Source organism: Catellatospora bangladeshensis (assembly GCF_016862575.1).
GTDB lineage: Bacteria > Actinomycetota > Actinomycetes > Mycobacteriales > Micromonosporaceae > Catellatospora > Catellatospora bangladeshensis.
The window spans coordinates 89,527-112,604 of sequence record NZ_BONF01000019.1 but is presented as its reverse complement, the minus strand read 5'-3'; the positions used below and the strand labels follow the sequence as shown (position 1 = coordinate 112,604).

Below are 23,078 nucleotides of genomic sequence, written 5' to 3'. Positions count from 1 at the left end.
TGTGCCACTGCTGGTCAGAAGCTGCTGAGCAGCTTCACGAACGTCTCGTCGAGCATGGTCGGGTCCTGCGCGTTGAAGGTCTTGCCGGCGCTCGCCTTCGCGATGGCCTGCAGCGTCTTCAGGTCGGAGGCCTTGTCGAACGCGATGCAGAACACCTTCACCGGCTTGTCCGGGTCCAGCGCGATGTCCTTCAGCAGCTTGTTGAGGTCGTTGTCGGCCGGGTACTCGTTCTCGCCGTCGGTCAGCACGACCACCGCGTTGACCCGGGTGCGGTCGTAGTTGGCGAGCATGTAGTCGTGCGCGGCGCGCACCGTGGCGTAGAGCGCGGTCTGCCCGCCCGGCTTCATGGCCCGCAGCTTGGCCGTGTACGCGGCCGTGTCCAGCTTCGACAGCGGATGCTGCACCCGGTAGGGCAGCCGGTCACCGCCCTGCCGGGACGAGAACGCCCACAGCCCCACCCGGTCCTCGCTGTTGAGCAGCGCGATGCCGTCCGAGGCCGCCTCGACGGCCACCTCCAGCCGGGTGCGCCCGTTGACCTGATTGGCCGTCATCGAACCGGAGACGTCCACCGCCATCAGGATGTTGGCCTTCTTGCGCAGCGTCGCCCAGTTCGCCTTGATCGCCTGCACCACCCCCGGTGCGGGCGGCTCGAAGTACTTCTGCGCCGCCTCCTGGCCGCCGACCGTCGCGATGAGGTCCTTCGAAGCCACCATCTCGTGGTTGCGGAAGCCGATCGCCTCGAACTCCGCCTGCTGCGCGGGCTCCTGCAGGAACGCCAGGAAGTCCGCGGCGCCGCGCTTCTGCTCGGCGCTCGCCCGGGGCAGCACCACGTACGGGTGGTCCAGGTTGAACGTGCCCTCCTTCGGGTAGAGCGCGACGAGCGGCTCGTTCGGCTTCTTACCCGGGGTGGGGCTCAGCTCGCCCTGGTTGTAGAGGTAGACCAGCTCCTCCTGGGTCACGATCGCGCTCAGGTCGGACGCGGCGGCGCCCTCCACCGTGGACAGGTCGACGGCCGCCAGCGAGCGCAGCAGATCGACCACGTCGTCGCTGTAGTGCGACACGTTGGCCTCGATCCGCCGCACGAACCGGGTCACGTCGGAGTTGCGGATGTCGGCCTCGGTCAGGTCGCTGGAGCTGTTCGACGCCGCGTAGTACGCCGCGATCGTGGCCGCCAGGCCCGAGGTGGACAGGTTCGGGTTGTCCTTGCCGAAGGTGAACCGGCCCCACTCCGGCTTCCCGAACGACGCCCAGCCCTGCTCGCCCGACATGCCCAGGATGTCGCCCCAGCCCAGCGGGCCGCGCTGCTTCACCTGCGCCGCCTTCGCCGCGGGCATCGCGATGACCAGCGGGCTGTTGGCGATCGACGGGAACTCGGCGCCGCCCGGCGTCTGCGGGGCGCGCTTGTTCGCCCGGTCCAGCAGCTCCAGCTGCCCGGTCCACAGCGTCGAGGTCGGCAGCCAGACCTGCGGCTCGGGGATGCGGTTGCCCGCGACCTCGGCCCAGTTTCCGGCGAGCGCCTCCATCGCCTGGCCGGAGGTCAGGCCGTGCACGCTGATCTGCGCGCACTCGCCGCCGTAGGACCGGCCGCTGTCGTTGTAGCGCCGGGCCAGCTTCTCGACCTGCACGTTCTTCTCCGTGGAGGAGACCACGTCCAGGCGTACGCAGTCCGTCGGGCCGAAGCCGCCGCCGTAGCGCCCGTACAGGTAACCGCCCGCGGCCAACGCCACGGTGAGCAGCGCGGCGACCGCGACCGGCCAGCGGCGACGGCGGCGCGGCGGCTGCGGGCCGACCGGCTCGGGACCGCGCGGCGCGGGCACCGTCGGGCCGGCCGTGGTGCCCGGACCGGCCACGTCCTGGCGGGTCGGCGGCACCGGCGGGGTGACGGCGCCGAAGTCGGGCGCGGTCCGGCGCGGGTCGGCCGCCGTGGCGGCAGCGGTGCGCGGGTCCACCGGCAGTCGCGGCGCGGTCTGCGTCGGCGGGGCGGGGGAGACCGGCTGTGCGGTGATCGTGGGCGGGCTCGCCGGAAGGGTCGGCGGCGGCGCGGGCACGGCCACGGCGGTCGCGGCGTCGCTGCCCTCGCGCAGCGCGGCGTTCAGCGGCACCGCCCCGTGGCCCAGCAGCCGCAGCAGCACCTGCTCGGCGGTCGGGCGGGCGTGCTGGTCCTTGGCCAGGCACTCCTGCACCAGGCCCAGCAGCGGCCCCGACAGGTTGCTCAGGTCCGGCTCCTCGTGCAGCACCCGCGCCATCACGGTCGCCATCGAGTCGTGCCCGAACGGGCCCCGGCCCGAGGATGCGAACGCCATGGTCGCCGCCCAGCCGAACACGTCGCAGCTCGGGCCGACGTCGACGTTGCTGAAGCGCTCCGGCGCCATGTACGGCACGGTGCCCATCACGTTGCCGGTCATCGTCTCCGAGCCGAGCGCGCGGGCGATGCCGAAGTCGATGACGCGCGGGCCGTCCCCGCCGAGGATCACGTTGTCCGGCTTGAAGTCGCAGTGCACCACCCCGGCCTGGTGGATCGCGGCCAGCGCGGTCGCGGTGCCCACGGCCAGGCGGTAGAGCGCGTTGCCGGACAGCGGCCCGTTGCCGCGCACGTGCCTGTGCAGCGTCATGCCCTCGATGTACTCGCTGACCACGTACGGCGGCTCGGCGTCGAGCTCGGCCTCCAGCACCTGCGCGGTGCAGAACGTCGCCACGCGCTGCGCGGCGGCGATCTCCTTGGCGAAGCGGGCCCGCGCGCGAGCGTCCTGGCGCAGGTCGATGCTGAGCATCTTGACCGCCACCCGCCGCTCGTCGCCGTCCACGCCGAGGTAGACGACGCCCTGCCCGCCCTGGCCCAGCCGGCCGAGCAGCCGGTACGGCCCGGCGGCCCGGGGATCGTGGGCCGTCAGGGGCGCGACGTTCGGCGTCGGAGCATCGGCCGAACCGGACATCCGCCCTCCTGAAAGTGAAGATCGTTGACTACGAGCCGTAAGGATAGCGACGCGGCTCCACCGCCGTACCCCTGGAGCCGCATACGCGTCATAGTCTGGAACACCGGTCCGACATCGGCCCGTCCGTCCTTTTCAGCCGGTCAGCGGGCGGGCGCGGACGGAGTCGCGCTCCACCAGCCGGGCCGGGAGGATGATCGGGCAGGGCCGCTCCCCGGCCAGCAGCGCGACCAGCATCCGCGCCATCTCCCGGCCCAGCGCCTCGATCGGCTGATGGATCGTGGTGAGCTGCGGGTCGGTGTGCAGTGCGGCGGGCAGGTCGTCGAACCCGATCACGCCGACGTCGCCCGGCACGTCGCGGCCGTGCGCCCGCAGCACCCGCAGCGCGCCCGCGGCCATGTCGTCGTTGGCCGCGAACACCGCGTCCAGATCCGGGAACGCGTCCAGCAGCCGGGTCATCGCTGCCGCCCCGCCGGTCTCGGTGAAGTCGCCGGCCGCGACGCGGTCGGCGGGCAGCCCCGCCTCGGCCATCGCATCACGGAAGCCGTGGTGGCGCGCGGTCGCCACGTCGGTGTCCAGCGGGCCGGTGATCGTCGCGATGCGGCGGTGGCCGGTGCGCAGCAGGTGCTCGACGGCGAGGCGGGCGCTGGCCCGGTTGTCGACGTCGACGTACCAGCGGGGCTGCACGTGCAGCGGGCGGCCGCCGAAGACCACCGGGATGCCGGTCTCCTCGGGCAGGTGGGCGAGCGGGTCGTCGCCGCTGAGGGCCATCAGCATCACGCCGTCGGCGCGGCGCGCCCGCACCAGGCGGCGCAGCCGGTCCCGGCCGTGCGGGGACGGGGCCGCGACCAGCATCAGCTCCAGGTCGGTCTTGGCCAGCTCGGCGCTGACCCCGCGTACCACCTGGGCGAAGAACGGGTCGCCGAAGGCGGCCGGGTCGTCGTTGGGCATCGCGAACACGACCGAGCCGACCTGGCTGGTGGCCAGGGCCCGCGCGGTCGGGTTGGGCACGTAGCCCAGCTCGGCGATGGCGCGCTCGACGGCCTCGCGCTTGGCCCGGCTCACGTGCGGGGCATTGTTGATCACCCGGGACGCGGCGGACCGGGAGACCCCGGCCAGGGCTGCTACCTCGTCCAATGTGGGTTGCCGTGACGGTTGGGGGGTCCCCATGGGGTGGTCGTGTCTCCTCTTGGGCGCGGTGGGCACAGGTTGACCCGCGGTGCGGGGACCCGCGGCCCGTACGCGGATCAATTTGGAAGCGCTCCCGGGGGGTCACGGGCGGCATCGCCGGATCCGTGCACCGCATTCCCCGCGTCGATCGCCGCTGGAGGCGTGCGCGTGCCACCCGGACCTCTGGCCGGCGACTGCCCTCTGTCGCCGGACTCCCGGGAGCGCTTCCAGTCCAGTGTAACGCCGCCGTCCACATTGGTGAATGTCGGATCGGGTGATGTTCATCCAGGGTTCGGCCAGGGGGCGGACGGCGGCGCGATTGCGGAGGCGCCATGACTGGAAGCGCTTCCGGACCCACGCCCGCTCAGGAAAGGACGTCCACGTCGTCGGCGTGGATGACCACGCCGATGCCGAGGTCGGCAGGCATGGTCGTGGCGAGCAGCACCTCGCGCCGGTTGGCCGTGACCACCGCCTGGGCGGCTCCCCAGCCACCGGCGATGAGCGAGGCCACCCGGTGGACCTCCAGCACGTCGTCGGCGGTGAGGGGGAGTACGGCGATCGTGTGGCTGTCGCCGCCGACCAGCCGCTCCAGCCGGGCACGGTCGTCCTGCTTGAGCTGCGCCAGGGCGTCCAGCACGGCGAGCACGGGTACGCCCACGAGGTCGCCGTTCTCGGCGACCTCGCCGATGAGTTCGCCCGCCGAGAGCCGTTCCGGGCGGACGTGGGCGAGCAGCGCGCTGGTGTCGAAGACGAGCCCGACGTTCACGCGGCCTGCCGGCCGGACCGGGCCGCCTTGCTCGCGGCGTGCCGGTCGAGGCGCCGGCGGGCGCGGGCGCGGCCTTCGTCGGTGATCGCCAGGTCGCCGGTGTACCCGAACTCGGCGAGCTCCTGGCGGACGAGGTCCCGGTGCCGGTCGGCCGCGATCAGGTTGCTGATGTAGGCCGAGGCGCCCCGGCGGCCGGCCTTGCGCTCAACGTATTCGGCCAGCTCGGTGGGCAGGCTGTAGGACTTGACCCGCCGTTCAGTGGTCTCCGGAGGGTCCACGGGCTCGCTATTCATAAAAGCAGCGTACTCATTTATTAAACGAGCGGGAAGCCGGCCATTAGGTGAACCGTCTTGCCTATTGGTCCATCGTCAGTTAAGAATGTTTACCGGACGGTTTCTTCCAGGTCTCGCCTGGTGGGGCAGGACCCGTCTTGCCACGTCATGACGAAACGGAGGACACGTCGTGTCTCGATCCATCCTGCCCGCCGTGCGCTGGTGGCTGGCCGCCGCCGTCGCGCTGCTCGCCGTGCTGGCCACCGGCCTGGTCGCCGGACAGCGCCCGGCGCAGGCCGCGCCCGCCTTCAAGGTGCTCGCCTTCTACAACGGCACCTGGGACGCCGCCCACATCGACTTCGACAAGGAGGCGCTGACCTGGTTCCCGCAGGCTGCGGCGCAGAACAACTTCACCTGGGAGGCGACCACCGACTGGAGCCGGCTCAACGCCACGCACCTGGCCCAGTACAAGGTGATCATGTTCCTGGACGACGCCCCGCCCGCGGACCGGCGCGCGGCGTTCCAGCAGTACATGAGCAACGGCGGCGCGTGGATGGGCTTCCACGTCACCGCGTTCAACACCGACCCGAACACGTGGAGCTGGTACTACAACACGTTCCTGGGCACCGGCGCGTTCGTGTCGAACACCTGGGGGCCGACCGCGGTCACCCTGCGCACCGAGAACCGCACCCACCCGTCCACGGTCCGGCTGCCCGCGACGTTCGGCTCCGCGGTCAGCGAGTGGTACTCCTGGCGCAACGACCTGCGGCAGAACCCCAGGATCGACATCCTGGCGTCGATCGACCCGGCGTCCTACCCGGTCGGCACCGACCCGAACCAGACCTGGTACAGCGGCTACCACCCGATCATCTGGACCAACCGCGACTACCGGATGCTGTACGCCAACTTCGGCCACAACGCGATGAACTACAACACCAACACCCGGCTGTCCTCGACGTTCGCCAGCGAGACGCAGAACCGCTGGCTGATCGACGGCCTGCTGTGGCTGGGCGGCGCGACGGCCAACCCCAGCCCGAGCGTGCCCGCCTCGCCCTCGCCGTCGGCGCCCACCGGGCCGATCTCGCCCACCGCCTGGTACAGCGTCGTCAACAAGACCAGCGGCAAGTGCGTCGACGCGCGCGCCGCCGGGTCCGCCAACGGCACCGCCATCCAGCAGTACACCTGCAACAACTCGCAGGCGCAGCAGTACCAGTTCCAGCCCACCAGCGGCGGGTACACCCGGGTGAACATCCGGCTCAACGCGACCCGGTCGCTGGACGTGACCAACGTGTCCACCGCCGACAACGCGCCGATCCAGCTGTGGACCTACAGCGCCGGCAACAACCAGCAGTGGCTCCCGGTCGCCGAGGGCAGCGGCTGGTATCACCTGGTCAACCGCAACAGCGGCAAGTGCCTGGACGTGCCCGCCGCGTCCACCGCCGACAGCGTCCAGCTCGTGCAGTACACCTGCAACGGCACCGGCGCCCAGTCGTTCCGCCTGGTCCAGCAGCCCTGACCCGGCAAAAGCCGGGCTCCCGCCACGACGCGGTGGGAGCCCGGCACCCGACCCACTACCCCGAGATCGTGGCCGGGGACGGCTTGATCGTCCAACTTGCCTGGCAGGTGGGCGAATCATGAGTGCGGGTACGCCCAGGTGCCAGGCAAGTCGGATGATCAAGCGGCGGCGGGCTCCTGGGGCTGCGGCAGGGGAGTGGTGGCGTCGGCGGTGACGTCGGTGATCTGGTCGACGACGGCGGGGCCGTACGCGTCGGTGTCCACCACCCGCAGCATCAGGCTGAACGGGCGGTCGCCGTAGGTCTTGCCGAGCTGCGCGTACTCCGCCCGCAGGTGCCGTGCCCCGGCCTGGTTCGACAGCGCGGTCTGCCCGCACAGCACGAACACCGGCCGCCCGCCGTTCGGCCCGAACACCCGAGCCACCAGCACGTACTCGACGCGCCCCGGCTTGCACTCGTACACCTGGCCGCCGATGGTGAACGTGAGCGGTCTCGGGCTGGTCCCGCTGACGTCCACGCCCGGCAGCATCCGCCGCAGGTGGCTCTCGGTGCGCGGGTTGAACGTCGGCCCGCCCACGCTGAACTCGGTCAGCTCGCCCAGGCCCAGCGGCCGGTCCTCGAACGACGCGATCTGCGGGCGGCTGCCGCAGTCACGCGCGATGACCGCCAGCTCCAGCAGCGCACCCATGTCCGCCCGGTGCACGCTGTTCGGGTGCGGCGACGACGCGTGCCGCGACACGAAGAACACGCACGGCGCCTCCGCGGCCAGCCCGAAGAACGTGCGCATCCGGTGCAGCCGCCGCCGGCGCAGCGCGTACTGGGTCAGCCACACCGCCGCGCCGGCGATGGCGCTCGCCAGCAGATTGATCGTCAGGTCCCACACGGGCCCCATCCTCGCCGATCACAGCCCGGCCGCGCCAGACCGTCGCACCTGGACGGTCGCGGTCAGGAACGGTTCCAGCGCAGCGACAACCCGACCGCGCCGATCAGCAGCAGCGCCCCGGCCAGCACGAACCAGACGGTCACCTCGACGTCGCGCTCCTGCGTGACGATCGTGCTCGGCAGGTCGGTCAGCACCTCGTTGAGCTGGTCGGCGTCCTCGGCCCGGAAGTACTCCCCGCCGGTCAGCTCGGCCACCGCGGCCAGCGTGTCCTCGTCGATCAGCTGGGCGCGCCGCCCGCCGCCGAACCGGCCCTGCCACTCCGGCCGGGTGCCCATGCCCCCGCTGCCGATCTGGTCGGGGCTGCACACCATCGGCGCGGGCTCGGTCGTGCCGAACCCGATGGTGTACACCCGCAGCCCGCGCCCCGCCGCCTGCTCGGCCGCGGTCACCGGGTCCACGCCCTGGGTGTTCGCGCCGTCGGTGAGCACCACGATGGTGTCCGGGACGAATCCGTCGCCCTCCGGCCGGGTCGTCTCGCCCAGGTCGACGCCGATCGGCACGACCTCGGGGTTGATCTCGGCGACCGCGTCGATCGCGGTCAGGATCGCCTGCCCGATCGCGGTGCCCCGCGCGGTGCTCAGGCCGTCGATCGCGGCCAGCAGCGCGTCGCGGTCCGTGGTCGGCGCGACCAGCAGGCCCGAGATGCCGGAGAAGGCGACCAGCCCGATCTTCGTCCCGCCGTCCTGCGCCCGGACGAACTCGCGGGCCGCCTCCTGCGCCGCGGTCAGCCGGTTCGGCGGCACGTCGGTCGAGCACATCGACTGCGACACGTCCAGCGCCAGCACGATCGAGCTGCTGCTCGTCGGCACCCGCAGCGACGCCTGCGGCCGGGCCACGGCCGTGCCCAGCGCCAGCAGCGCGAGCACGAACAGGGCCACCGGCAGGTGCCGCTGCCAGCGCTTCGGTCCGGGCAGCGCGGCCCGGATCAGCGCCAGGCTCGACACCCGCACCGCGAGTTTGCGCCGCCGCTTCAGCATCCACCAGCGCAGGAGCAGCAGGAGGGGGGCCGCCACCAGGGCGGCCAGCGCCCACGGCCAGGTGAGCGACATCAGACGATCCTTCCGTACCAGCGGATCATCAGCAGTCCGCCGAGGGTCAGCAGGAGGAGCGCGATCCCGGCGAGCGGGCCGGTCAGCTCGACCAGCTCGGGCTGGGTGGTGATGCGCAGGTCGATCGCGTCGCCGATGTCGTGCAGGGCCGCGGCGTCGCGCGCCGGGTGGTACTCGCCGCCGGTCGCCGCGGCCAGCCCGGTCAGCAGCTGCTCGTCAAGCGCCGTGGCGACCTGGTAGCCGTCGACCTCGACGGTGGTGCCCTCGACCGTGCCGACGCCGACCGTCTCGATCCTCACCCCGGCCCCGGCGGCGAGCATCGCCGCCGCCTCGGCGTCGGCGGGCGCGTCGTCCTGCCCGTCGGAGAACACCACGATCGTGGCCGAACCCCAGTAGCCCAGGTCGGGCAGCTCGGTCGCGTCCTCGGCGGGCAGGTCCACCGGCTCGCCGACGATCGCGCCCAGCGCGGTCAGGATCGCCTGCCGCAGCGACGTGCCGCCGCTGGGCGTCAGGCGGGAGATCGCCGCCTGCACCGAGCGCCGGTCGTCGGTCGGGGCCTGGGTGAGCAGCCCGCCCTGCCCGAACATCACCACGCCGATGTCGACGGTGTCCGGCTGGGCCTCCACGAACGCGTTCGCCGCGGTCTGCGCGGCGGCCAGCCGGTTCGGTGCCACGTCCTCGGCGGCCATGCTGTTGGACACGTCGAAGACCAGCACCACCGTGCCGGACACCCGGGGCACCGGCAGCTCCGCCTGCGGCCGGGACAGCCCCGCGAGCAGCAGCGGCAGCGCCGCCAGCATCAGCGCGTACGGCAGGTGCCGGCGCAGCCCCGACCGGCCCGTCGCCGTCGCCCGGGGCGCGTTCGCGCGCGAGCGGCGCAGCAGCACGTACCCGGCGATCAGGCCGGCGCTGAGCAGCAGGCCGAAGACCAGCAGGGGCGGATACATCACCGTCATCGGGGCCTCCGCCGGGACCGGTGCACCATGCCCACCAGGGCGTCGACCAGGTCGGTGTCGGTGGTGACCCGGTGCGCCACCGCGCCCGCCCGGGTCACCGCGCCGTCCAGCGCCGCCTCCCGCTCCCGCGCCTGCGCCCGGAAGCGCCTGCGCAGCAGCGGATCGCCGGTGTCGACGAGCAGCTGCTCACCCGTCTCCGCGTCCTCGATGATCACCAGGCCCAGGTCGGGCAGGCGCAGCTCGGCCGGGTCGACGATGCGCACCGCCACGACCTCGTGCCGGTGGGCGAGCAACGTCAGCGCCCGCTCCCAGCCCGGCTCGCCGATGAAGTCCGACAGCACCAGGAACAGCGACCGCCGCCGCGACGTGGTCGCCGCCAGCCGCAGCATCGCCGCCAGGTCGGTCGTGGCGCCGTGCCCGTCGGCGGGGACCGGCCGGTCCAGCTCGTGCGCCAGCCGCAGGATCTGGTTGCGCCCGGCCCGGGGCGGGATCACCTTCTGGTGCCGGTTGTCGTACAGGATCGCGCCCACCCGGTTGCCGTGCTGCGACAGCAGCCGGGCCAGGCAGATCGCCAGTTCCGTCAGCACAGACTCCTTGCCCGGCGCGTCGCCGCCGCCGACCCGCATCGAGGCCGAGCGGTCCAGCACCAGCCACGCGGTCAGCTCACGGTCCTCGGTGTACTGCCGCACGAACGGCTCGTCCATGCGCGCCGTGACGTTCCAGTCGATGTGCCGTACGTCGTCCTCGGGCGTGTACGCGCGCAGGTCCGCGAAGTCGATGCCGACCCCGCGCCACACCGTGCGGTGCCCGCCCTGCAGGCGCCCGTCGAGACGCCGCAGCACCTGCCACTCCAGGCGCCGCAGCAGCCGGTCGGAGGCCGCCGTCATGCTCAGCGGCCCTGCAGCGCGAGCTCGGGCACCGGCAGCGACGCCAGCACCCGGTCCAGGATCGCGTCCGCGCTCACCTCGTCGGCCAGCGCCTCGTACGACAGCACCAGCCGGTGCCGCAGGATGTCCGGGGCGAGGTCGATCAGGTCCTGCGGCAGCGCGTAGTCACGCCCGCGCAGGAACGCCAGCGCCCGCCCCGCCAGCACCAGGTTGATCGACGCACGCGGGCTCGCCCCGAACGTCACGTAGCGGGCCAGGTCACCCAGGCCGACCAGGGCCGGTTCCCGGGTGGCGTTGGTCAGGCGCACCGAGTACTCGATCAGCGACGGGTCCACGTACACCCGGTCGGCCTGCGCCTGCAGCGCGATGAGCTGCTCCGGGTCGATGACCTTCTGGATCGCCGCGGTCGCCTGCACGGCCCGCTCGACGATCACGAACTCCTCGGTCGGGCTCGGGTAGCCGACCAGGACCTTCATCATGAACCGGTCCACCTGCGCCTCGGGCAGCGCGTACGTGCCCTCGTTCTCGATCGGGTTCTGCGTGGCCAGCACCAGGAACGGCTCCGGCACCTTGTACGTCTCCCGCCCGATGGTGACCTGGTGCTCCTGCATCACCTCCAGCAGCGCGCTCTGCACCTTCGCCGGAGCCCGGTTGATCTCGTCGGCCAGCAGCAGGTTCGTGAACACCGGCCCGAGCGACACCTGGAACTCGCCGCTGTGCTGGTGATACACCCGGGTGCCCACGATGTCGGCGGGGACCAGGTCCGGCGTGAACTGCACCCGGTGGAACTGCCCGCCCACCGCCTCGGCCAGCGACCGCACCGCCAGGGTCTTCGCCAGGCCCGGCACACCCTCGACCAGGATGTGCCCGCGCGCCAGCAGCGCCACCATCAGCCGCTCCAGCAGCGCGTCCTGGCCGACGATGACCTTCTTGACCTCGTACAGCACCTGCTCGACGGTGCCGGGGCCGGGGGTGGCGGGGTTGCTCATCTGTCCGTCCTCAGTGGTTACGCGGATGGGGGATCACAGCTGCGGGCGCGGGCCGTCGGCGCCCAGCGCGGTGCCGATCGGCACGGCGAAGCCGACACCGATGAAGGTGCCCGCCTCCGTCGGGTTGGCCAGGGCGACCACGATGCCGACGGTCTGCCCCCGGTCGTTGACCAGCGGCCCGCCCGAGCTGCCCGGGTTGACCGCGGCGTCGAACTGGATCAGCCCGTCCAGTTCGCCCGCCTCCTTGGCCACGATGGACCGGTCCAGGCCGGAGACGACCCCCGAGGTGGTCGACTGGACCAGGCCGAGCGGGTTGCCGATGGCGACCACCGCGTCGCCGATCGCCGGGCCGCCGCCCATCACCGCCGGGACCAGCACCGACGGCAGCTGCGCCGGGGTCAGCACGGCGATGTCGTGCGCCGGGTCCTGCGCGGCGATGGCGGCCTTCGCGGTGGTGCCGTCCGCGAAGGCCAGCTCGATGGCGGTCGCGCCGCGCACCACGTGCAGCGCGGTCAGCACCGACCCGTCCGCGTTGGCGACCACGCCGCTGCCGGTCGCGGTGCCCGCCTTGCCCGCCGCCTTGATGAACACCACGGACGGGGCAAGGGTCTGGTAGATCTCGCCGACGGTCAGCGGCGCGTCCGCCGACGGCGACGGGGCCGGCGCCACGGTGGCCGTCTCCGGGGACGAGGAGGAGCCCCACTGGTAGGCGACCACCGCGGTCAGCGCCAGCACCGCCGCGGCCAGCGCCGCGATCAGGACCCGATGGCGTACGCGCGCAGGCGGACCCGCTGGACTGCCCTCGGCCGCCGGGGGAGCGGGCGGCGCGGCGGGCTCGGTCGGCACGACCCTGAAGCGACCCGGCATCACCTGAGCCTAGGGGTGTTACCGAACCGAGACCAGAGCCGTTCGCTGAACGTTCAACGAGAATCACCTCGGAACACCCTCGGAGATCGCCCCCGCCGGGCAATCGCGCGCTGGCCCGGCAGCCTGCGGCCGCCCGACGCCTGAAGATCGCTGTCTCGTGTCAGAACCTGTGGTCTCACCACACATAACGACACGAAACGGTGATCTTCCCAGCGGGAGTCAGGGGAGGTGGCCGTGCGGCGCGCCATGACCGAAGCTCCGGCAGCGTGGCGAGAGCTTCGGTCATGGCACAGGCGTGCCGGCGGCTACTCCGCGCGCAGGGCCGTGGCGACGCGGGTGCGGGCCGCCCAGCCCGCCGGGAGCAGCGCGCCGAGCACCGCGAGCACGATGCCCGCGCCGCCGAGCAGCACCAGCTCGCCGATCCCGTACACCTCCATGGCGGACTGCGGCAGGGCGGTGGACGCGCCCTCACCCATCACCGGGATGACCGCGTGGTGCAGCGCGACTCCCAGCGGCACGGCGATCACGCCCGCCAGCAGTCCCAGGCCCACCATCGACGTGACCACCATGATCCGGGTCTGCCGCGGCGTCATGCCCAGCGCCTTCAGCACGCCGATCTCGTGGATCCGCTCCCGGGTGGTCAGCACCACCGTGTTGAGCACCCCCAGCGCCGCGACGACGCTGAGCAGCAAGGTGAGCATCACGATCAGCGCCTGGATGATCACGAACGTCTCGCTCTCCTCGCTGACGGCCCGGTCCTCGACGTACACCCCGGACGTCTCCTCCGGATACTTCGCCTGCAAGGCCTTCGTGTACGCGGCGGAGTCGGCGCCCGCCGTGAGGCCGACCTCGACCCGCGCGGAGAACGCCTGTTCCACCAGCGACTCGTCGCCGATCATCGTGTACTGGTCGCTGCCGTTGATGACCTCGCCGACGACGGTGACCACGCGCCCGCCGGGCAGGGTGACCCGGTCGCCGAGCACGAGCCCGGTCTGCCGCAGCGTGTACGACGAGAGCACGACCTCGCCCGCACCCGAGTACCAGCGCCCGGCGGCGAGGCGGTGCCCGGCCCAGCTCGCGTCTCCGGCGTACCCGAAGAGGCGGACCTCCCCGCTGATGCCCGCGACGCGGATCTCGGCGTCCTCGCGCAGCACCGAGTGCGCGGTGCCGGGCATGGCGGCCACGGCCGCGGCGACGTCTGCGGGGTCGGGCGGGTCGATCGGGGCACGGGGAGCCCCGCCCGGTCCCGGTGGCGGCAGCGGAGCGTTGCCGAACGCGTCGGGCACTATGACGTTCACCTCGACCGCGACCGCGTCGAGGCGGCTGAACGCGGTGTTGACCTCGATCATCGACGCGGATAGGCCGCTGGAGAAGACCAGGGTGATCGCGCCGAGCAGCAGCGCGACCACGGTCGCCAGGGCCCGTGACGGCCGGGCCAGCGGCATGCCGAGGCCGAGGGCGACCGGGCGGGGCAGCGCCGATGCGGTCAGTGCGCGGCGGGCCCGGAAGCCCCGGCCGGTACGCGGCGCGCGGCCCACGCTGATCGCCTGGTTGGCGGCCAGCCGCCCGGCCCGCAGCGCCGGCCCGAGCGCGGCGAGCGCGACCAGCAGCGGAGCGGCGGCCAGCACCAGCCCGATCACCCAGAGCGGCACGCCCGCGCCGTCGCCGGGGATGCCGTACGCGTCGTCGGTCTGCGCGAGCATCGGCACCGCCAGCAGCGCGCCGAGCACCACGCCGAGGGCCGCGCCGGCCAGCGCCGGGACGAGCACCTGCGCGACGTACACGGCGACGACCTGCCCGGGGGTGAAGCCGAGGGTCTTGAGGATGCCGATGGTGCGGAAGCCGGAGACGACCGCGCCGTTGACGACGTTGACCGTGATCAGCACGGACAGCACGATGCCGAGGATCGCGAACGCCACCACGAACGGCGCGATCGCCGCGATGGACCGGTTGAGCGCCAGCCGGATGGTCACGTACGTGGTCGCGCCGGTGACCGCGCCCCGGGGCAGGGCGCTGGTGGCGGTGGTGAGGGCGGCGCGCAGCGCGGCGTCGTCGGCGCCGGGGCTCGTGAAGCGGTAGAGCATCTGCCGGGCGGTGTTCTCGCCGGTGAGCACGTCGGTCTGGGTGGGGTGGACCCACCCGTCGGCGGTGCCGGTGACCGACGCGGCGACGCCGACCACCCGCAGCGACACCCCGTTGATGGTGAGCGTGGTGCCGACTCTGGTGCGCGGCCCGGAGATGCGCCGGGTCACCACGATCTGCCCGGGGCCGGTGAGCCAGGTGCCGTCGGTGAGCGTGAGCCGGTCCACGGGGCCGTGCTGCTCGCCGCGTCCCACGATGACGAACTCCAGGCCGGGCGGCCCGAACATGCCCGTGATGGGCGCCGTGACCTGGTCGAACGGGCCTGCCGCGGCAGCGACGCCGGTGGCCGTGGCGGTCGCCGCGAGTTGCCCGGCGGGCACCTCGGCGCTGACGGTGGCGGCGACGTGGGCGCCCTGTGCCTCGGCGAACGCGTCGTCGAACGGCCCGTGCGAGGCGACGAGCAGGCCGACACCGAGCACGGAGGTGGCGGCCGACAGCAGCACGACGATCCCGACGATCACCGTCTGCAGCCGCCGCCGGGCCACCGCCGCGCGGGCGGCCGCGAGCACGGCGCCCGTGCCCCGGCCGCGGCGCGGCTCCGGCGGCCGGGCGCGCTCCTGCCGCTCAGCGGCGGGGGAGACCCCGGTCAGGGCGCTCATGCGGGCACCGCCTCGGTGGCCCGGCCGTCGCGCATGGTGATCAGCCGCCGCCCGGCGGCGGTGGCCAGCTGCGGGTCGTGCGTGACGAGCAGCAGCGTGAGGCCGCCCTCGGACAGCTCGTGCAGCAGGTCGCGGACCCCGGCGGCGGCCTCCTGGTCCACGGCGCCGGTCGGTTCGTCGGCGAGCAGCAGCTGGGGGCGGTTCATCAGGGCGCGGGCGATGGCCACCCGCTGGCGCTGCCCGCCGGACAGGCGGGCCGGGTACTGGTCGGACTTGCCCGCGATGCCGAGCCGGTCCAGCAGCTCGTCGGCGCGGCCACGGGCCTGGGCGGCGCGCATGCCGGCCAGGCGGGCGGGCAGCAGCACGTTGTCGCGCACGGTCATCTCGTCGAGCAGGTGGAAGAACTGGAAGATGATGCCGATGTGCGCGCTGCGGAAGCGGGCCAGCGCGGTCTCGGACAGCTTGTCGACGCGTACGCCGGCCACCTCGACGGTGCCGCCGGTCGGCCGGTCCAGCCCGGCGATGACGTTGAGCAGGGTCGACTTGCCGCTGCCGGACGGGCCCATGACGGCGACGGCCTCCCCGGCGTGCACGGTCAGGTCGACGCCGGCCAGGGCGGGCGGCCCCGCGGCCTCGTACGCCTTCGCCACGTCGCGCAGGCGGATCAGTTCGGTCATGGTCGGTTGCCCCCTCCAGGTCGGATACCGGTCCTGGCGACCGTAGGAAGCGGGGGTACGCGGGCGCGTCCGGCGCGGGAGCGAACCTGGCGGGGTGCCGTCCGCCACGATGATGACGCGGGTAGTCATCACGGTGGACGCCATAGCGGAGTGACCTGGGCACAATGGTCGGCGTGCCGACCGTCCTGCGCCGCCTGGCCGCCCGCCTCGGAGTGCCCGCCGCCGATCTCGCCCTCGCGGTGGTGCTGGTGCTGGCCGGGTTCGGGTGGGCGATCGCGGTCAGCGGCGACAGGGGTGACGCCCCGGCGCCCGTGCGGCTGGACATCCCCGGCGTGTCCCGGATGGAGGAGCGGCCGGCGATTCCCGACATCCCGGCCCCGCCCGACAGGTTCGGCACGGGTGAGGAACCGCGGGCGCCCATCGGGCCGCCGCTGCTGCCCGAGGGAGACGACAGCGGCGGGCTCGACGACGGCATGCTGCTGGTCAACCTGATCGCCGGGGCGGCGGTGGCGGTGCGGCGGCGATGGCCGATGAGCGCGTTCGCCGTCGCCGCCGGCGGGGTGTTCGTGCTCCAGGACGGCCTGCTGTGGCCGGGCTTCCTGGCGGTGCTGATCTGCGCGTACTCGGCCGTGGCGTACGGGCGCAGCGTCCGCTGGGCAGGGGCGCTGCTGACGGTCGCGGCGGTGATCTCGGCCTCGCTGTTCTCCCAGTCGATCCCGCAGATGCCGGGCTGGGCCAGCCCGTTCGCGGTGCTGCTACCCGCCGGGCTGTTCGCCGCCGCGCTGCGCAGCGCCCGCGAGCGCGCCGCCGCCGCCGCCCGCCGGGCCGCCGCGCTGGAGCAGGAGCAGGCCGCCACCGCCCGCGCCGCGATGGCCGAGGAGCGGGCCCGGATCGCCCGCGAGCTGCACGACGTGGTCAGCCACCACGTCAGCGTCATGGTGGTGCAGGCCGGGGCGGCCGGGAAGGTCATCGACCAGCGGCCGGACCTCGCCGCCGGGGCGCTGAGCGCGATCGAGGACAGCGGCCGGGCCGCCATGGCCGAGCTGCGCCACCTGCTGGGGTTGATGGCCCCCGCCGACGACCGCCTGCATCCACAGCCCGGCCTGCGCGAGCTGGACACCCTGGTCGACGCGGTACGCGCCGCGGGCCAGCCGGTGACGCTGCGCCGCGACGGCGCCGACGTGCCCGAGGGCGTGGACCTGACGGCGTACCGGGTGGTGCAGGAAGGGCTGACCAACGCGCTGCGCCACGCGCCGGGGGCCGTGACCGCGGTGCACATCCGCCGCGACGGCGCCGACCTGCTGGTCGAGGTCAGCAACGAGGCCGCCGCGGGTGAGCCGGGCGGGCCCGGCGCCGGACGCGGGCTGCTCGGCCTGCGCGAACGCCTGCGCCTGCACGACGGCACGCTCCAGGCGGGAGCCGCGCCCGGCGGCGGCTTCCTGCTCGCCGCGCGCATCCCGGCCGCGTCGTGAGCGCGGCGCGAGGCAGGTTGAGGGCATGAGCGACGCGGTGGGCGGGTCAGGGGCCGATGGCACTCGTGCCGGAGCCGAGCGAAGCGGGGGAAGGCATGAGTGAGCCGCTGCGCGTCGTCGTCGCCGACGACCAGGCACTGGTCCGCAGCGGGTTCACCATGATCCTGGCCGCGGCCGGGGTCGACGTGGTGGGGGAGGCGGGCGACGGCGAGGCCGCGCTCGCGGCGGTGCGGCGGCTGCGGCCGGACGTGGTGCTGATGGACATCCGCATGCCGGGCATGGACGGCCTGGAGGCGACCAGGCGGCTGCTGGCCTCCGGCGCGACGACCACGGCCGGGGAACCCACCCGTGTGATCATCCTGACCACGTTCGACCTGGACGAGTACGTCTACGCCGCGCTGCGCACCGGGGCCAGCGGCTTCCTGCTCAAGGACGTGACCCCGGACCATCTGGTGCACGCGGTGCGGCTGGTCCGGGACGGGGACGCGCTGCTCGCGCCGTCGATCACCCGGCGGCTGGTGGACCGCTTCACCTCGGGGCGCGGCGTGGTCGAGGACCACGGCGCGCTGCCCACGCTGACCGCCCGCGAGCGGGAGGTGCTGGTGCTGCTCGCCCGCGGCCTGTCCAACGCCGAGCTGGCGGCCGAGCTGCAGCTGGGCGAGGCCACGGTGAAGACGCACGTGGCCCGCATCCTGGCCAAACTCCAGCTGCGCGACCGGGTGCAGGCGGTCATCTTCGCGTACGAGAGCGGCCTGGTCAGCCCCGGCTCCTGAGGGCAGAAAAGTTGACGCCGTCTGTGGTTGAAATCTGCTTTGGGTGTTATAGAATTTGTGTCGGGCAAGCGAGATGTCTTGCTCGGAGGCAATCACCTGGGAGGTGTGTTGATCATGATGCGTTTCGACCCGTTCCGCGACTTCGACCGGCTCGCCGGCGAGGTGTTCGGCACGGCGCGCACCCCGTCGCCGATGCCGATGGACTGCCTGCGCACGGGCGACACGTTCGTGGTCCGGTTCGACATGCCGGGCATCGACGTCGAGAGCCTCGACGTCGCGGCCGAGAACGGCACCCTGACCGTGCGCGGCGAGCGGCGCCGCAACGACCCCGAGGACGCGTCCTACCTGGTCTCGGAGCGGCCCGCCGGGCGTTACAGCCGCCAGCTCGTGCTGGGCGACGGCCTGGACGTCGAGGCGATCACCGCCGACTACCGCGACGGCGTGCTGACGCTGACGATCCCGGTCGCCGAGCGCGCCAAGCCGCGCCGGATCGAGGTCACCCGCGGGCGCGACGCCGCGCTGGAGTCCCACGAGGGGCACCGGATGATCAACGGTCAGACGAGCGAGGACCGCGTGCCGGCCACCGCCGGTGCCGCGAGCTGACCGCGCGGGACACGACCGGCGCCGGGCGGCGGAGCACCCGCCGACCGGCGCCGGTCCCATAGGAACGGATCGGGCGATGAAGGAACCCACACAGGGCACGGGCCACAGGCCGGTGCTGGGCGACGCGGACTTCCCTGGCTACTCCATGGGCACCGCGGCGCAGGCCATCGGGGTGACCCCGGCCTTCCTGCGCGCCGTGGAGACCGCGGGGCTGTTCGAGTCGCACCGGTCCGGCGGCGGGCACCGCCGCTACAGCCAGGACGACCTGCAGCGGGCCGACCGCGCCCGCGGCCTGGTCGACGACGGCATGCGGCTGGACGCCGCGGTGCGCATCGTCGACCTGGAGTACCAGCTTGCCGCGGCCAACGCGATGATCGAGATCCTGCGCCGCCGCCTGGGCGATCCACCCGGCCGCGCGTGACGTCGCCCGCTCAGGCGGCGACCACGGCCACGCCGGTCCGGCCGCCGTCCACGTCGAGCACTGTGCCGTGCACGAACGCCGCCTCGTCGGAAGCGAGGTAGACGGCCGCGTACGCGATCGACTCCGGCCGCCCGCTGGCGCCGGCCGGAGTGCCGCGCATCATCGCCTCGGCCATGTCGTCGGCGGACTCCGGGCGGACCACGCCGGGGGAGACGGCGTTGACGCGTACCCCCCGCGGCCCGAACTCCGCGGCCCAGGCGCGGGTCAGCGTCTCCATCGCGCCCTTGGTGGAGCTGTAGAGGGCGCTGACCGGGACGCCGAGCCGGGCGATCCAGGAGCCGAGGTTCACGATCACACCGGAGCCGCGCTCGGCCATGCGCGGCGCGATCGCGGCGGTCAGGAAGAACGGCGCCTTGACGTTGACGCCGTACACCTCGTCGAACATCTCGCTGGTGACGGTCGGCGTCGTCGACGGCGGGTAGATGCCGGCGTTGTTGACGAGCACGTCGATGTGCCCGCCGAGCACACGCACCGCCTCGTCGGCCAGCGCCTGCGAGGTAGCGGGGGAGCCGTCGAGCGAGGCGGCGACGAAGTCGGCCCGCCCGCCCGCCGCGCGGATCTGCGCGACCACCTCGTCCCCGCGCTGCTTGTCCCGGCCGGAGACGGCGACGTGCGCGCCCTCGGCGGCGAAGGCCAGCGCCGTCGCGCGGCCGATGTTGCTGGTGGAACCGGTTATGAGGGCCGTCTTTCCGGCCAGGCGAGTGCCCACGGTGCGAACCTTTCTCGATGTCGCGGCCAAGATTGGACCGCTCAGTCCAGACCGTAGCACGGATAATGGACCGGCTGGTCCATTTCCGGTAGTCTGGCTGCCGTGACCACTGCTTTCCCCGCCACGCGGCTGACCGGCAAGGGCGTCGCCACCCGTACGCGCATCGTCGCGGCTGCGGCCGATCTGGTGCTGGCGCGCGGGGTCGGCGGCACCAGCCTCGACGACGTACGTGCGGGCACGCTGACCAGCAAGAGCCAGCTCTTCCACTACTTTCCCGGTGGCAAGCGCGAACTCGTGCTCGCCATCGCCGCCCTGCAGACCGAGCGCGTCCTCCAGGCGCAGCGGCCGTACCTGGACGGCCTGGACACCTGGGAGTCCTGGGACGGCTGGCGGACCGCGCTGCTCGCGCACTACGCGGCCCAGCCGCACTGGGGCTGCCCGATCGGCACGCTGGTCAGCGAGCTGACCGGCACCGATGCCGCGGCCGCCGAGGAAGTCGCCGCCCACCTGGACCGCTGGCGGGCGTACCTGAGCGCGGGCCTGCGCCGGATGAGTGAGCGCGGGCTGCTGCGCCCGGACGCCGAACCCGACCGCCTCGCACTGGCCGTGTTCGCCTCCGTGCAGGGCGGCCTCCTGCTTAACCAGGCCACCCGCTCCAACGAGCCCTTGGCCGCCGCCCTCGACGGCGCCCTCGCCGCCCTCCACGCCGCCGCCCCCGCGGACTCCCGGGAGTAGACCGATCGGTGGACGGTGATGCGCCGGGCGGGTAGGGGGCGCGACGGGAGTTATGTACCATCGGAGAGCGCTCTCCGATCGACGCCGCCCGGAGCGCGTGCGTGCACTCTAGCCCCAGGATGCCGCCGCGTCCGCCGAAAGGACAGCTGCCGTGACTTCCCGCCTGCCGTACCTCGACCCCGCGCTGCCCACCGAGCAACGGGTCGCCGACCTCATCGGACGGATGACGCTGCCGGAGAAGGTCGGGCAGATGCTCCAGCTCGACGCCCGCGACGGCGTCCGCGCCCTGGTCGAGGACATGCACGTCGGCTCGATCCTGCACACCTCCCCGGAGCGGGTGCTCGAGGCGGCCGCGCTCACCGAGCAGTCCCGGCTGCGCATCCCGCTGCTGGTCGCCGAGGACTGCATCCACGGCCACTCGTTCTGGGTCGGCGCCACCATCTTCCCGACCCAGCTCGGCATGGCCGCGACCTGGGACCCGGCCCTGATCGAGCGGGCCGCCCGGGCGACCGCCGTCGAGGTCGCCGCCACCGGCATCCACTGGACCTTCTCCCCGGTGCTGTGCATCGGCCGGGACCTGCGCTGGGGCCGGATCAGCGAGACGTTCGGCGAGGACCCGTTCCTCATCGGCGAGTTCGCCTCGGCCATGGTCCGCGGTTACCAGGGCGACGGGCTGGACGACCCGACCGCGATCCTGGCCTGCGCCAAGCACTTCGCCGGCTACTCCGAGACGCAGGGCGGGCGCGACGCCAGCGAGGCCGACATCTCCCGGCGCAAGCTGCGCTCCTGGTTCCTGCCGCCGTTCGAGCGGGTCGCCCGGGAGGGGTGCCGCGTCTTCATGCTCGGCTACCAGTCGATGGACGGCGTGCCGATCACCGTCAACGACTGGCTGCTCAACGACGTGCTGCGCGGCGAGTGGGAATACCGGGGCACCCTGGTGACCGATTGGGACAACGTCGGGCGCATGGTGTGGGAGCAGCACATCTACGCCGACTACGCGCAGGCGTCGGCCGCGGCCGTGAAGGCCGGCAACGACATGGTGATGACCACGCCCGACTTCTTCCAGGGCGCGCAGGACGCGATCGCCAAGGGCCTGCTCGACGAGTCCGACCTGGACGCCGCCGTGGCCCGCGTCCTCACCCTCAAGTTCGAGCTGGGCCTGTTCGAGAACCCGCGCCGCCCCGACCCGGCCCGGCAGGCCGAGGTCATCGCCTGCGCCCCGCACACCGACCTCAACCTGGAGGTCGCCCGGCGCTCGCTGGTGCTGCTGCGCAACGACGGCACGCTGCCGCTGACCGGCGGGCTCACGGCCGGGTCCGACGGCCGGGCGATCGCGCCCGCCGACGCCCCGGCGCGCCGGATCGCCGTCGTCGGGCCGAACGCCGACGACCCGCACACCATGCTCGGCGACTGGGCCGGGGCCTCCGGCCAGTGCGACTGGCTGCCCGACGGGCACCCGCGCGAGATGATCACGACGGTGCTCGACGGCCTGCGGGCGCACGTCCCGGCGGGCTGGACCGTCAGCCACGCCCGGGGCGCGGACATCCTCACCGCCGGGCCCGACCCCGAGGGCGACACCTTCCCCGACGGCCAGCCCCGGCCGCACGTGGTCCTCCCGTGCGAGCCGGACGAGGCGATGATCGCCGAGGCGGTGGCCGCCGCGCGCGACGCCGACCACGTGGTCGCAGTAGTCGGCGACCGGATCGAGCTGGTCGGCGAGGGCAAGTCCACGGCGACGCTGGAGCTGGTCGGCGCGCAGATCGCGCTGCTGGACGCGCTCGCCGCCACCGGCACCCCGATGACGGTGGTGCTGGTCAGCTCCAAGCCGCTGGTGCTGCCGCCGTCGGCGCTGAACGCCGCCGCGATCGTGTACGCCGCCAACCCGGGCATGCAGGGCGGCCGGGCCCTGGCCGAGCTGCTGCTCGGGCTCATCGAGCCCACCGGGCGGCTGCCGATCTCGTTCGCCCGCCACGCCGGACAGCAGCCGACCTACTACAACCAGGTGCGCGGCCAGCACGGCACCCGCTACGCCGACCTCACCCAGAGCCCGGCGTTCGCGTTCGGGCAGGGCCTCAGCTACACCACCGTCGAGTACGCCGAGCTGCGCGTGCTCACCCCCACCGTGACCGCTGCGGACACCGTGCGCGCGCAGGTGCGGCTGGCCAACACCGGCGCCCGCCCGGTGCGCGAGACCGTCCAGGTCTACGTCAGCGACACCGTCACCTCGGCGACCTGGGCGGACCGGGAGCTGAAGGCGTACACCCAGGTGGATCTCGCGCCGGGGGAGAGCCGCACCGTCGAGCTGACCCTGCCCGTCGCGGACTGCACCATCGTCGACGCCCGCGGCGTGCGCGTCGTCGAGGCGGGCGCGTTCGAGCTGCTCGTCGGCTGCTCCTCACGCCCGGAGGACCTGCTGCGCGCAGGGTTCACCGTCGTCAGCTGAGCACGGCGGTCGCGGACCGCAGGCCGCCACGACCCGGATCCGGTGTCGCGGCGGCCCTTCCGCACGTCACAGTCCATGACGGAGCCCCGCGACACGGCGTG

General features: G+C 73.3%; 20 protein-coding genes. 7 read left to right on the top strand and 13 right to left on the bottom strand.

Annotated elements, in window-relative coordinates:
- Positions 1-14 precede the first annotated feature (14 nt).
- The 4 genes from Cba03nite_RS17900 to Cba03nite_RS17885 all read right to left on the bottom strand — a co-directional run bounded on the left by Cba03nite_RS17900 (position 15) and on the right by Cba03nite_RS17885 (position 5,159).
- Positions 15-2,933: an extracellular solute-binding protein gene (locus tag Cba03nite_RS17900; protein ID WP_239125826.1), complete on the bottom strand. Its 2,919-nt coding sequence runs from the start codon at positions 2,931-2,933 to the stop codon at positions 15-17.
- 132 nt (positions 2,934-3,065) lie between these two features.
- The gene (locus Cba03nite_RS17895) at positions 3,066-4,100 is read right to left on the bottom strand and encodes a LacI family DNA-binding transcriptional regulator (RefSeq protein WP_203747171.1); all 1,035 of its coding nucleotides are present in this window, start codon (positions 4,098-4,100) and stop codon (positions 3,066-3,068) included.
- Positions 4,101-4,464: 364 nt separating this feature from the next.
- Positions 4,465-4,866, bottom strand: a complete 402-nt coding sequence (locus tag Cba03nite_RS17890; RefSeq protein ID WP_203747169.1) for a hypothetical protein — start codon at positions 4,864-4,866, stop codon at positions 4,465-4,467.
- Positions 4,863-5,159 carry a hypothetical protein gene (locus Cba03nite_RS17885; protein ID WP_203747167.1) on the bottom strand — a complete coding sequence of 99 codons (297 nt, stop codon included), beginning with the start codon at positions 5,157-5,159 and terminating at the stop codon, positions 4,863-4,865. The genes Cba03nite_RS17890 and Cba03nite_RS17885 overlap by 4 nt, the downstream gene beginning before the upstream one ends.
- A 169-nt stretch (positions 5,160-5,328) precedes the next feature.
- Between Cba03nite_RS17885 and Cba03nite_RS17880 the strand changes: the two genes are divergently transcribed.
- Entirely contained in the window at positions 5,329-6,654 is a 1,326-nt protein-coding gene (locus Cba03nite_RS17880) for a ThuA domain-containing protein (protein ID WP_239125825.1), read from the top strand.
- A gap of 158 nt (positions 6,655-6,812) precedes the next feature.
- Here Cba03nite_RS17880 and Cba03nite_RS17875 read toward each other — a convergent pair whose 3' ends face one another.
- From Cba03nite_RS17875 to Cba03nite_RS17840, 8 genes are all read right to left on the bottom strand, one after another.
- Positions 6,813-7,535, bottom strand: a complete 723-nt coding sequence (locus tag Cba03nite_RS17875; RefSeq protein ID WP_203747164.1) for a hypothetical protein — start codon at positions 7,533-7,535, stop codon at positions 6,813-6,815.
- 62 nt (positions 7,536-7,597) lie between these two features.
- On the bottom strand, positions 7,598-8,644 hold the full coding sequence (locus Cba03nite_RS17870; RefSeq protein WP_203747162.1) for a VWA domain-containing protein: 1,047 nt from the start codon (positions 8,642-8,644) through the stop codon (positions 7,598-7,600).
- Positions 8,644-9,600 (bottom strand): VWA domain-containing protein, encoded by a 957-nt coding sequence (locus Cba03nite_RS17865; protein WP_203747160.1) that lies wholly within the window; start codon positions 9,598-9,600, stop codon positions 8,644-8,646. Before Cba03nite_RS17865 ends, Cba03nite_RS17870 begins: the two co-directional genes overlap by 1 nt.
- Positions 9,597-10,487 (bottom strand): DUF58 domain-containing protein, encoded by an 891-nt coding sequence (locus tag Cba03nite_RS17860; RefSeq protein ID WP_203747158.1) that lies wholly within the window; start codon positions 10,485-10,487, stop codon positions 9,597-9,599. The genes Cba03nite_RS17865 and Cba03nite_RS17860 overlap by 4 nt, the downstream gene beginning before the upstream one ends.
- 2 nt (positions 10,488-10,489) lie before the next feature.
- Complete coding sequence (locus Cba03nite_RS17855) at positions 10,490-11,476, bottom strand: AAA family ATPase (protein ID WP_203747156.1); 987 nt, start codon at positions 11,474-11,476, stop codon at positions 10,490-10,492.
- A gap of 33 nt (positions 11,477-11,509) precedes the next feature.
- Positions 11,510-12,343, bottom strand: coding sequence for a S1C family serine protease (locus Cba03nite_RS17850; RefSeq protein ID WP_203747154.1), 834 nt, complete (start codon positions 12,341-12,343; stop codon positions 11,510-11,512).
- A gap of 305 nt (positions 12,344-12,648) precedes the next feature.
- Entirely contained in the window at positions 12,649-15,084 is a 2,436-nt protein-coding gene (locus Cba03nite_RS17845) for an ABC transporter permease (RefSeq protein WP_203747152.1), read from the bottom strand.
- The gene (locus tag Cba03nite_RS17840; protein ID WP_203747150.1) at positions 15,081-15,761 is read right to left on the bottom strand and encodes an ABC transporter ATP-binding protein; all 681 of its coding nucleotides are present in this window, start codon (positions 15,759-15,761) and stop codon (positions 15,081-15,083) included. The genes Cba03nite_RS17845 and Cba03nite_RS17840 overlap by 4 nt, the downstream gene beginning before the upstream one ends.
- 173 nt (positions 15,762-15,934) lie before the next feature.
- Between Cba03nite_RS17840 and Cba03nite_RS39835 the strand changes: the two genes are divergently transcribed.
- From Cba03nite_RS39835 to Cba03nite_RS17820, 4 genes are all read left to right on the top strand, one after another.
- Positions 15,935-17,233, top strand: coding sequence for a sensor histidine kinase (locus Cba03nite_RS39835; protein ID WP_239125824.1), 1,299 nt, complete (start codon positions 15,935-15,937; stop codon positions 17,231-17,233).
- 95 nt (positions 17,234-17,328) lie between these two features.
- Positions 17,329-18,006, top strand: coding sequence for a response regulator (locus tag Cba03nite_RS17830; protein WP_203747147.1), 678 nt, complete (start codon positions 17,329-17,331; stop codon positions 18,004-18,006).
- A gap of 114 nt (positions 18,007-18,120) precedes the next feature.
- The gene (locus Cba03nite_RS17825) at positions 18,121-18,609 is read left to right on the top strand and encodes an Hsp20/alpha crystallin family protein (RefSeq protein ID WP_308442756.1); all 489 of its coding nucleotides are present in this window, start codon (positions 18,121-18,123) and stop codon (positions 18,607-18,609) included.
- Between the two features lie 76 nt (positions 18,610-18,685).
- Positions 18,686-19,030: a helix-turn-helix domain-containing protein gene (locus Cba03nite_RS17820; protein WP_203747144.1), complete on the top strand. Its 345-nt coding sequence runs from the start codon at positions 18,686-18,688 to the stop codon at positions 19,028-19,030.
- Positions 19,031-19,040: 10 nt separating this feature from the next.
- Here Cba03nite_RS17820 and Cba03nite_RS17815 read toward each other — a convergent pair whose 3' ends face one another.
- On the bottom strand, positions 19,041-19,799 hold the full coding sequence (locus Cba03nite_RS17815) for an SDR family NAD(P)-dependent oxidoreductase (RefSeq protein ID WP_203747142.1): 759 nt from the start codon (positions 19,797-19,799) through the stop codon (positions 19,041-19,043).
- A gap of 102 nt (positions 19,800-19,901) precedes the next feature.
- On the opposite strand from Cba03nite_RS17815, the gene Cba03nite_RS17810 reads away from it, so the two are divergent.
- Together Cba03nite_RS17810 and Cba03nite_RS17805 are read left to right on the top strand one after the other, a co-directional pair.
- The gene (locus Cba03nite_RS17810) at positions 19,902-20,534 is read left to right on the top strand and encodes a TetR/AcrR family transcriptional regulator (protein ID WP_203747140.1); all 633 of its coding nucleotides are present in this window, start codon (positions 19,902-19,904) and stop codon (positions 20,532-20,534) included.
- Positions 20,535-20,685: 151 nt separating this feature from the next.
- Complete coding sequence (locus Cba03nite_RS17805; RefSeq protein ID WP_203747137.1) at positions 20,686-22,977, top strand: exo-beta-d-1,3/1,6-glucosidase; 2,292 nt, start codon at positions 20,686-20,688, stop codon at positions 22,975-22,977.
- The last annotated feature ends 101 nt before the right edge of the window (positions 22,978-23,078 follow it).

Bases quoted from the DNA above. Each gene is read 5' to 3' on its own strand.
- Cba03nite_RS17900 (WP_239125826.1), bottom strand. From the start codon at position 2,933: ATGTCCGGTTCGGCCGATGCTCCGACGCCGAACGTCGCGCCCCTGACG.
- Cba03nite_RS17895 (WP_203747171.1), bottom strand. From the start codon at position 4,100: ATGGGGACCCCCCAACCGTCACGGCAACCCACATTGGACGAGGTAGCA.
- Cba03nite_RS17885 (WP_203747167.1), bottom strand. From the start codon at position 5,159: ATGAATAGCGAGCCCGTGGACCCTCCGGAGACCACTGAACGGCGGGTC.
- Cba03nite_RS17870 (WP_203747162.1), bottom strand. From the start codon at position 8,644: ATGTCGCTCACCTGGCCGTGGGCGCTGGCCGCCCTGGTGGCGGCCCCC.
- Cba03nite_RS17865 (WP_203747160.1), bottom strand. From the start codon at position 9,600: ATGACGGTGATGTATCCGCCCCTGCTGGTCTTCGGCCTGCTGCTCAGC.
- Cba03nite_RS17860 (WP_203747158.1), bottom strand. From the start codon at position 10,487: ATGACGGCGGCCTCCGACCGGCTGCTGCGGCGCCTGGAGTGGCAGGTG.
- Cba03nite_RS17855 (WP_203747156.1), bottom strand. From the start codon at position 11,476: ATGAGCAACCCCGCCACCCCCGGCCCCGGCACCGTCGAGCAGGTGCTG.
- Cba03nite_RS17850 (WP_203747154.1), bottom strand. From the start codon at position 12,343: ATGCCGGGTCGCTTCAGGGTCGTGCCGACCGAGCCCGCCGCGCCGCCC.
- Cba03nite_RS17845 (WP_203747152.1), bottom strand. From the start codon at position 15,084: ATGAGCGCCCTGACCGGGGTCTCCCCCGCCGCTGAGCGGCAGGAGCGC.
- Cba03nite_RS17840 (WP_203747150.1), bottom strand. From the start codon at position 15,761: ATGACCGAACTGATCCGCCTGCGCGACGTGGCGAAGGCGTACGAGGCC.
- Cba03nite_RS17830 (WP_203747147.1), top strand. From the start codon at position 17,329: ATGAGTGAGCCGCTGCGCGTCGTCGTCGCCGACGACCAGGCACTGGTC.
- Cba03nite_RS17825 (WP_308442756.1), top strand. From the start codon at position 18,121: ATGATGCGTTTCGACCCGTTCCGCGACTTCGACCGGCTCGCCGGCGAG.
- Cba03nite_RS17820 (WP_203747144.1), top strand. From the start codon at position 18,686: ATGAAGGAACCCACACAGGGCACGGGCCACAGGCCGGTGCTGGGCGAC.